Origin of the sequence: Pseudomonas sp. L13, from assembly GCF_009935965.1 — a bacterium.
Classification (GTDB): domain Bacteria; phylum Pseudomonadota; class Gammaproteobacteria; order Pseudomonadales; family Pseudomonadaceae; genus Aquipseudomonas; species Aquipseudomonas lactis.
Map to the genome: position 1 here is coordinate 1 of NZ_QODJ01000108.1, position 9,036 is coordinate 9,036.

Genomic DNA, 9,036 nt, shown 5'->3' on the forward strand with positions numbered 1-9,036 from the left:
TACCCCCCAAATCCCTGTCGAATTCCGGCCAGCGTGGTTTAACGGGGCGCCTGAGATCAAGATCACAAGCAGATCAACATCAAGGGCGGCTCGCTTCGCATCGTGGTTAGGGTGTTGATACCTATGCCGCGATGGCGTGAATCAGTCAGAAATAGAGTGACTGGTCCACCGCATTCGCGGGCAAGCCCGCTCCCACAGGTTTGACTGGCGTGTGGCCCTATTTACGCGTTAAGCCGTACTTGCTTTTCCAGCTCAAGCTTTAAACCGGGCTCAAGTTTCAGTTGGCGGGCCAGTTCGTCCAGGTAGGCTTTTTCCATGAAGTTTTCTTCGTCTACCAGCATCACGCTGGCGATGTACATTTCGGCGGCCATTTCCGGGGTGCTGGCGGCGCGGGCGACGTCGGTGGGGTCCAGGGGTTTGTTGAGTTCGGCGTGTAGCCAGTGTTGCAACTCCTGATCGTTGTCCAGCTTGGTAAATTCGCCTTCGATCAAGGCGCGCTCGCGCTCATCCACATGCCCGTCAGCCTTGGCCGCGGCTACCAGTGCCTTGAGAATGCCTTGGCTGTGTTGTTCGACCTGGGCCGCTGGCAGGCGGTCGATGGTTTGCGGCTCGCCTTGGGGCGCGCTGGCCTGCTGGGCTTGCCAGTTGCCGTAAGCCTTGTAGGCAATCACACCGAGTGCGGCCAGGCCGCCGTAGGTGAGCGCCTTGCCGCCGAATTTGCGGGCTTTTTTGTTGCCCAGCAGCAAGCCCATGGCTCCCGCTGCCAGGGCGCCGCCGCCGGCACCGCCGAGCATGCTGCCGAGCCCGCCACCGTTGAGCAAGCCGCCGAGGGCGCCCTTGTCATTGGACTTGCGTTGGCCGCCGGCCTTGTTTTGCAACATGTCCTGGCCAGACTTGAGCAGTTGATCGAGCAATCCACGGGTATTCATTCGTAGCCTCCAGACACTTGGGTTCGTAGGACCAATAGGCCTCCAGCGTAAAACTAAGTGCCAAAAAGCCGTGATCTAGAGTGCTTCCAGATGTAACGCTCAGTTGCGATGCTGGAAATGTCTTGTTGCACATGCAACGCCATCATCCCGCCATCAATCAATTTGCCTCGTTCATCGAACCGCTTAAGCTATCCGGCGTCTGTTTATTGTCCGTTGCGTTTGGCCGAAGGCATGTCCGAACCGTTATTTCTGATCCGCTACGTGCCAGGAACGGCGCGGGATTTGCTCACGACAGGTTGTCTCTATGCACCGCAGGAATTTGCTCAAAGCATCCATGGCCATTGCGGCTTACACCGGTTTGTCGGCCAGTGGCCTGCTGGCCGCGCAGGCCTGGGCCGCAAACCAGGCTGCCGATGGCAAGGCCGTGGCGTTCGATTTCGAATCGCTCAAGGCCCAGGCCAAGCAATTGGCCACCCGTGACTACCAGGACACTAAGCAGGTGCTGCCGCCGACCCTGGCCACCATGACCCCGCAGAACTTCAACGCCATCGGCTATGACCGTAACCATTCGCTGTGGAAGGAGTTGAACGGCCAACTGGACGTGCAGTTCTTCCACGTCGGCATGGGTTTCAAGACGCCGGTGCGCATGCACAGCGTCGACCCCAAGACCCGTGAAGCCCGCGAAGTGCATTTTCGCCCATCGCTGTTCAACTATGAAAAAACCACGGTGGACACCCAGCAACTGACCGGCGACCTGGGGTTCTCCGGCTTCAAGCTGTTCAAGGCGCCGGAGCTGGACCGCCATGACGTGCTGTCGTTTCTGGGCGCCAGCTACTTCCGTGCGGTGGATTCCACCGGCCAGTACGGCCTCTCGGCGCGTGGCCTGGCGATTGATACCTACGCGAAAAAACGCGAAGAATTCCCCGACTTCACGCAGTTCTGGTTCGAAACCCCGGACAAGAACGCCACGCGTTTTGTGGTCTACGCCCTGCTCGACTCGCCCAGCGCCACTGGCGCGTATCGCTTCGACATCGATTGCCAGGCCAACCAAGTGGTGATGGCGATCGACGCGCACATCAATGCGCGCACCGCCATCGAACAACTGGGCATCGCGCCCATGACCAGTATGTTCAGCTGCGGCACCCATGAGCGCCGCATGTGCGACACCATCCACCCGCAAATCCACGACTCAGACCGCCTGGCCATGTGGCGCGGCAACGGCGAATGGGTCTGCCGGCCCCTGAACAACCCGGCCAAGCTGCAATTCAACGCGTTCGCCGACACCGACCCCAAAGGCTTCGGCCTGGTGCAGACCGACCATGAGTTCGCCAGCTACCAAGACACTGTCGACTGGTACAGCAAACGCCCAAGCCTGTGGGTTGAACCGACCACGGCCTGGGGCGAAGGCTCGATCGACCTGCTGGAAATCCCCACCACTGGCGAAACCCTGGACAATATCGTGGCCTTCTGGACCCCGAAAAAGCCCGTGGCCGCCGGTGATTCGCTCAACTACGGCTACAAGCTGTACTGGAGTGCGCTGCCGCCGGTGAGTACGCCGCTGGCACAGGTCGACGCGACCCGCTCGGGCATGGGCGGCTTTACCGAAGGCTGGGCACCCGGCGAGCATTATCCGAAAGTATGGGCGCGGCGTTTCGCCGTGGACTTCAAGGGCGGCGGCCTGGATCGCCTGCCGGCGGGCACCGGCATCGAGCCTGTGGTGACCTGCTCCCACGGTGAGGTGAAGGACTTCAGCGTGCTGGTGCTGGACAACATCAAGGGTTACCGCATCCTGTTCGACTGGTACCCCACCAGCGACAGCGTTGAGCCGGTTGAGCTACGCCTGTTTATTCGCACCCAGGACCGCACCCTGAGTGAAACCTGGCTCTATCAGTACTTCCCGCCTGCGCCAGAACAACGCAAATACACCTGATGCCACCCGCACGATCATTCCCACGCAATAACGTGGGAATGATCGGATGTGGATCAGAACCGCGACACGCTTTTCATCGCGCCAATCAAATACCGCATCGCCACCTGATCGCTCTCGGTCAGCGCCCGATATTGCGCCAGCAACTCCATTTCATCAGAACTTAACCTTCGACCCCGCAAGGACATCCGGCGGCTCAGAAACGACGCCACCGCACCCGCTACGCCATAGGACTTGGCCATGGACCGCTACTCCTGATATCAGTCAAATACTCCTGGTGCCCATTTCCCAACTCCCGAGAAGCGCAACGGCTTCGCGGACCAACCGCCTGTCTCCCTGGGCCAGAAGTCGGGCTTACCCTTAGCGTAGAAACTATCTCGTCATTCGTGGGATTTTTTTAGAGTATTAACTTAAAAAATAACGTCGGTAATAAAAACCTACAGCGATTGCTCACGCGGTGGCCGATATCGGCTGCGCAACGCCTACAACGCGCGCAAGAAAAAACCCACCGTGTCAGGGTGGGTTTGGCACAGAGGCGAGTAGGGTCAATCCCGCAGGTCTGACTCATGGATCGGCTGGTCCCGGTGGGTTGCCCGCTGGTATTGCGCCGGCCAGATTGCCTTACGCCCGCCCAGGTCATCGTCGGCGTGCAGTGGCCAGTAAGGGTCACGCAGCAGTTCACGGGCGAGGAAGATAATGTCGGCCTGGCAGGTGCGCAGGATGTGCTCGGCTTGGGCGGGTTCGGTAATCATGCCAACGGTGCCGGTGGCCATGCCCGATTCCTTGCGCACGCGCTCGGCGAAGCGCGTCTGGTAGCCGGGGCCGGTGGGAATCTCGGCATTGGCGGCGGTGCCCCCGGACGATACGTCGATCAAATCCACCCCCAGGTCTTTCAGGCGGCGCGCCAATTCCACGGTTTCATCCGGATTCCAGCCGTCTTCCACCCAATCGGTGGCCGACACGCGCACAAACAGCGGCAACTCCTCAGGCCACACGGCGCGCACGGCCTTGGTCACTTCCAGCACCAGGCGAATGCGGTTTTCGAAAGAGCCGCCGTAGTGATCCTGACGCTGGTTGCTGATCGGCGAGAGGAACTGGTGCAGCAGGTACCCGTGGGCGGCATGGATTTCCACCACTTCAAAGCCTGCGGTCAGGGCGCGCTTGGCGGCGGCGACAAAGTCGGCGATCACTTGCTGTATCTGTGCTTCGTCCAGTGGCTTGGGCTGGGTGTGATTGGGGTCGAAGGCAATCGGCGAGGGCCCCACCGGCACCCAGCCGCCCTCCTCCGGCTTGACGCTGCCGTGTTTGCCGATCCATGGCCGATGGGTGCTGGCCTTGCGCCCGGCATGGGCCAACTGAATTCCGGCAACTGCGCCCTGGGCCGCGATAAACCGAGTGATGCGGCGCAACGGTTCGATCTGGGCGTCGTTCCACAGGCCCAGGTCCTGGGCGGTGATACGGCCATCGGCGGTCACGGCCGTGGCCTCGGTAAAAATCAGCCCGGCGCCGCCCACGGCTCGGCTGCCAAGGTGCACCAGGTGCCAGTCATTGGCCAGGCCATCGTCGCTGGAGTATTGGCACATGGGTGAAACCGCGATGCGGTTGAGCAGGGTCAATTGGCGCAGGGTGTAAGGTTCGAGCAGCTGACTCATGGCGCACCTCTTCTGGGCTTCATAGGCATTTTTGTAGGAGCGAGCTCGCTCGCGAAGGCCTCACAGGGGTCGCGTTTATCCAGGATTAACGCGTGATCGTTGACGTTTTTCGCGAGCAAGCTCGCTCCTACCAGCCTAGTCGACAACCATCGTTTGCACAGGGTTCAGAAAGGAAAGCGGGAGCCGATTGCCGGCTCCCGGTAGGCAGCGCCTTACATCTCGACCTGGGTGCCCAGCTCGATCACACGGTTGACCGGCAGTTTGAAGAACCGCAGGTTGCCGTTGGCATTTTTCAACATGAAGGCAAACAACACTTCGCGCCAACGGGCCATGCCTTTGATGCGCGAGGCAATCACCGTTTCACGGCTGAGGAAGTAGGTGGTGCGCATCGGGCTGAAGTCCAGCTCATCCAGATGGCACAGCTTCAACGCTTCGGGCACGTCCGGTTCATCGGTAAATCCGAAGTGCAGGATCACCCGGAAGAAGCCTTCACCGTAGGCATCCACCTCGAAGCGCCGCGCTGCAGGCACACGAGGGATGTCTTCGTAGACCACGGTCAACAGCACCACCTGCTCATGCAACACCTGGTTATGCAGCAGGTTGTGCAACAGCGCATGGGGTACGGCGTCGGGCCGCGCAGTGAGGAACACCGCCGTACCCTGCACGCGATGGGGCGGCTGTACGCGGATACTGCTGATAAAAATCGGCAACGGTAGGCCACCCTCGTCGAGACGGCCGACCAGCAATTGCTTGCCGCGCTTCCAAGTGGTCATCAGCACAAACAGCACGATCCCCGCTAATACCGGGAAGGCGCCGCCCTGGAGGATCTTCGGCGCGTTGGCCGCGAAGAACAGGCCGTCTACCAACAGGCAGCAGAGCAACAGCGGCACGGCCAGCACCGGTGGCCACTTCCACAGCAGCAGCATCACCGCCGATACCAGGATGGTGGTCATCAGCATGGTGCCTGTTACAGCTACGCCGTAGGCCGAGGCCAGGGCACCGGAGGATTCGAAGCCCAGCACCAGCAGGATCACGCCGACCATCAACGACCAGTTCACTGCACCGATGTAGATCTGGCCCTGTTCGGCACTGGAGGTGTGCTGGATATGCATGCGCGGAATGTAGCCTAACTGGATCGCCTGGCGGGTCAACGAGAACGCGCCGGAAATCACCGCCTGGGAAGCAATCACCGTAGCCATGGTGGACAAGCCCACCAACGGAACCAGCGCCCAGCTCGGCGCCAGCAGGTAGAACGGGTTGCGCGCAGCCTCCGGATCGCCCAGCAGCATCGCGCCCTGGCCGAAATAGTTGAGCACCAACGCCGGCAACACCAGCAGGAACCAGGCGCGGGCAATGGGTTTGCGGCCGAAGTGGCCCATGTCGGCGTACAACGCTTCAGCGCCGGTCAAGGCCAGCACCACCGCGCCGAGGATTGCCACGCCAATACCGGGGTGAACCATGAAGAAGCGCACGCCCCACGCCGGGTTCAGCGCATTGAGCACTTCGGGTTGCTGCAGAATGCCGTACACCCCCAGGCCGCCCAACACCAGGAACCAGGTAACCATCACCGGGCCGAACAGCTTGCCGATGCGGTCGGTGCCGTGTTTCTGGATCAGGAACAGCGCCACCAGCACCACCAGTGCAATGGGCACCACCCATTTTTCCAGGCCGTCGAACGCCAGTTCCAAGCCTTCGATGGCCGACAACACTGAAATCGCCGGGGTGATCATGCTGTCACCGTAGAACAGCGCCGCGCCACACAGGCCACATACCACTAGAAAACCGCGCAATTTGGCCCGCGTGCCGGCAGCTCGCCGCGCCAACGCGGTGAGAGCCATGATCCCGCCCTCGCCCTGGTTGTCGGCGCGCAGCACGAACAGCACGTACTTGATCGACACCACCCAGATCAGCGACCAGAAGATCAGCGCCAGGATCCCCAAGACACCGTCATGGTTGACCTGCACGCCATAACCACCGTTGAACACCTCTTTAAGGGTGTAGAGCGGGCTGGTCCCGATATCGCCATAAACCACCCCGACCGCCGCCACCAGCATGCCAATCGGCTTGGCTTTTGAATGCTCGGCACCTGCTGCCTGACTACTTGCCTGACCCATCAACCACTCCTGCCCTTTGACCTGAGGTCTTTTATAAACAGCGCTTCTAAGCTGACCCTAGCATGCGCTGTTTTACTTCTCGTAACAGACGTTTTATTGACCCAAGGGCTTTACCCGTGTGCAACGGCGCGAAGCATAGCGCAGCACTCGTCGTATTTCCCTGCATAAAGCTGGTCAAGTGCGTTGCCCACCGATAGAATTGCGCACTTTTTGATCAGAGGCGCACCAAGCGCCCGTCCGTTGCCTTGTCGTGCACGACCGGCAGCGTCATTCAATACCGAGGTTAGACATGTCCACCACCATCGCAAAAGCCAACCCCAAGGTTGGCTTTGTTTCCCTGGGTTGCCCGAAGGCGCTTGTCGACTCCGAGCGCATCCTCACGCAATTGCGTATGGAAGGCTACGACGTCGTGTCCACGTACCAGGACGCCGACGTGGTGGTGGTCAACACCTGCGGCTTCATCGACTCGGCCAAAGCCGAGTCTCTGGAAGTGATCGGCGAAGCTATCAAGGAAAACGGCAAGGTCATCGTGACCGGCTGCATGGGGGTGGAAGAAGGCAATATCCGCAACGTGCACCCGAGTGTGCTGGCCGTGACCGGCCCGCAGCAGTACGAGCAGGTGGTCAACGCCGTGCACGAGGTGGTGCCGCCACGCCAGGATCACAACCCGCTGATCGACCTGGTACCGCCTCAAGGCATCAAGCTGACCCCACGCCACTACGCGTACCTGAAGATTTCCGAAGGCTGTAACCACAGCTGCAGCTTCTGCATCATCCCGTCGATGCGCGGCAAACTGGTGAGCCGCCCGGTGGGTGACGTGCTCGACGAGGCCCAGCGCCTGGTCAAGTCTGGCGTCAAGGAGCTGCTGGTAATCTCCCAGGACACCAGCGCCTACGGCGTCGATGTGAAATACCGCACCGGTTTCTGGAACGGCGCGCCGGTGAAAACCCGCATGACCGAGCTGTGCGAAGCCCTTAGCAGCCTGGGCGTGTGGGTGCGCCTGCACTACGTTTACCCTTACCCGCACGTGGACGAGCTGATCCCGTTGATGGCCGCCGGCAAGATCCTGCCGTACCTGGACATCCCGTTCCAGCACGCCAGCCCGAAAGTGCTCAAGGCGATGAAACGCCCGGCGTTCGAAGACAAGACCCTGGCGCGCATCAAGAACTGGCGCGAGATCTGCCCGGAACTGATCATCCGTTCCACCTTCATCGTCGGCTTCCCCGGCGAGACCGAAGAAGACTTCCAGTACCTGCTGGACTGGCTGACCGAAGCGCAGCTGGACCGCGTCGGTTGCTTCCAGTACTCGCCGGTGGAAGGTGCTCCGGCCAACCTTTTGGACCTGGCCGTGGTGCCGGACGACGTCAAGCAAGACCGTTGGGAGCGCTTCATGGCGCACCAACAGGCCATCAGCTCGGCGCGCCTGCAACTGCGCATCGGCAAGGAAATCGAAGTGCTCATCGATGAAGTCGACGAGCAAGGCGCGGTGGGCCGGTGCTTCTTCGACGCCCCTGAGATCGACGGCAACGTATTCATCGACGATGCCAGCGGCCTGAAGCCGGGTGACAAAGTGTGGTGCACCGTGACCGACGCCGACGAGTACGACTTGTGGGCCGAAAAGCGCGACTGATCGCCCGATGATAAAAAAAGCCCCGCCTCTGAGAAGATGCGGGGCTTTTTTAGGTCTATCGTATTGCCCATCAACCCCGAATACAGCAAGGGACAGCGGGTATGCGTCAGCATTCGGTGATTCACACACCTAAAACCAGCGACTACGCGCGCCTGGTGCAGATCTGGGAGGACTCGGTACGTGCCACCCACGACTTCCTCCCGGGCAGTTATATCGAGTTGCTGAAAAACCTGGTGCTGACCCGTTACCTCGATGCGGTGATGCTGATCTGCACCAAGGACTCGCGCCAACGCATCAACGGATTCGCCGGCGTGTCGGCGGGCAAGGTGGAAATGCTGTTTATCGACCCGCACTACCGTGGCCAGGGGCTGGGCCGGCAATTGCTGGGTTACGCGATCGAACACATGAATGCCGATGAACTGGACGTCAACGAACAGAACCCCCAGGCCTTGGGGTTTTACCTCAAGCAAGGCTTCGAGGTGATCGGGCGAACGGAGCATGATGGGCTTGGGCAGCCTTATCCGTTGTTGCACCTGCGTTTGCGCCAGCAGCAACAGGTGCGTAATGCCTGAAATCATCCCGTACAAACTGTGGCTTGCCTGCGATGGCGATAGGTATCTACACAACTTTATAGGCTGTAACGCAGACGGTAACCACGATGCGAAGCGAGCCGCTCTTGATCTTGATCTGCTTGTGATCTTGCTCTGGCTTTTGATCTTAGGCGCCCCGTTAAACCACGCTGGCCGAACGCAGGCTTGAATTCGTGGGTAACCCGGCAGGACGC

7 protein-coding genes are annotated in these 9,036 nt (G+C 60.4%); 3 read left to right on the forward strand and 4 right to left on the reverse strand.

Going from position 1 to position 9,036, the window contains the following annotated elements:
• Positions 1-221: 221 nt before the first annotated feature.
• A complete protein-coding gene (locus DK871_RS27800; protein WP_056790152.1) occupies positions 222-929 on the reverse strand; it encodes a tellurite resistance TerB family protein in 708 nt (235 codons plus the stop codon).
• 304 nt (positions 930-1,233) lie between these two features.
• Between DK871_RS27800 and DK871_RS27805 the strand changes: the two genes are divergently transcribed.
• Positions 1,234-2,859 carry a glucan biosynthesis protein D gene (locus DK871_RS27805; RefSeq protein WP_161907413.1) on the forward strand — a complete coding sequence of 542 codons (1,626 nt, stop codon included), beginning with the start codon at positions 1,234-1,236 and terminating at the stop codon, positions 2,857-2,859.
• A 53-nt stretch (positions 2,860-2,912) separates the two neighbouring features.
• Here DK871_RS27805 and DK871_RS27810 read toward each other — a convergent pair whose 3' ends face one another.
• The 3 genes from DK871_RS27810 to DK871_RS27820 form a co-directional block, all read right to left on the reverse strand.
• The gene (locus DK871_RS27810; protein WP_003189066.1) at positions 2,913-3,098 is read right to left on the reverse strand and encodes a hypothetical protein; all 186 of its coding nucleotides are present in this window, start codon (positions 3,096-3,098) and stop codon (positions 2,913-2,915) included.
• 303 nt (positions 3,099-3,401) lie between these two features.
• On the reverse strand, positions 3,402-4,508 hold the full coding sequence (locus tag DK871_RS27815; RefSeq protein WP_161907414.1) for an NADH:flavin oxidoreductase/NADH oxidase: 1,107 nt from the start codon (positions 4,506-4,508) through the stop codon (positions 3,402-3,404).
• A 212-nt stretch (positions 4,509-4,720) separates the two neighbouring features.
• Positions 4,721-6,622 (reverse strand): potassium transporter Kup, encoded by a 1,902-nt coding sequence (locus DK871_RS27820; RefSeq protein WP_161907415.1) that lies wholly within the window; start codon positions 6,620-6,622, stop codon positions 4,721-4,723.
• A gap of 289 nt (positions 6,623-6,911) precedes the next feature.
• Here DK871_RS27820 and rimO point away from each other — a divergent pair, with 289 nt between their 5' ends.
• Positions 6,912-8,252, forward strand: a complete 1,341-nt coding sequence (gene rimO, locus DK871_RS27825; RefSeq protein ID WP_003231334.1) for a 30S ribosomal protein S12 methylthiotransferase RimO — start codon at positions 6,912-6,914, stop codon at positions 8,250-8,252.
• Positions 8,253-8,353: 101 nt separating this feature from the next.
• A complete protein-coding gene (locus DK871_RS27830; RefSeq protein ID WP_161907416.1) occupies positions 8,354-8,824 on the forward strand; it encodes a GNAT family N-acetyltransferase in 471 nt (156 codons plus the stop codon).
• Positions 8,825-9,036: the final 212 nt, after the last annotated feature.

Coding starts and splice junctions, on each gene's coding strand:
- DK871_RS27800 (WP_056790152.1), bottom strand. CDS start 929: ATGAATACCCGTGGATTGCTCGATCAACTGCTCAAGTCTGGCCAGGAC.
- DK871_RS27805 (WP_161907413.1), top strand. CDS start 1,234: ATGCACCGCAGGAATTTGCTCAAAGCATCCATGGCCATTGCGGCTTAC.
- DK871_RS27810 (WP_003189066.1), bottom strand. CDS start 3,098: ATGGCCAAGTCCTATGGCGTAGCGGGTGCGGTGGCGTCGTTTCTGAGC.
- DK871_RS27815 (WP_161907414.1), bottom strand. CDS start 4,508: ATGAGTCAGCTGCTCGAACCTTACACCCTGCGCCAATTGACCCTGCTC.
- DK871_RS27820 (WP_161907415.1), bottom strand. CDS start 6,622: ATGGGTCAGGCAAGTAGTCAGGCAGCAGGTGCCGAGCATTCAAAAGCC.
- rimO (WP_003231334.1), top strand. CDS start 6,912: ATGTCCACCACCATCGCAAAAGCCAACCCCAAGGTTGGCTTTGTTTCC.
- DK871_RS27830 (WP_161907416.1), top strand. CDS start 8,354: ATGCGTCAGCATTCGGTGATTCACACACCTAAAACCAGCGACTACGCG.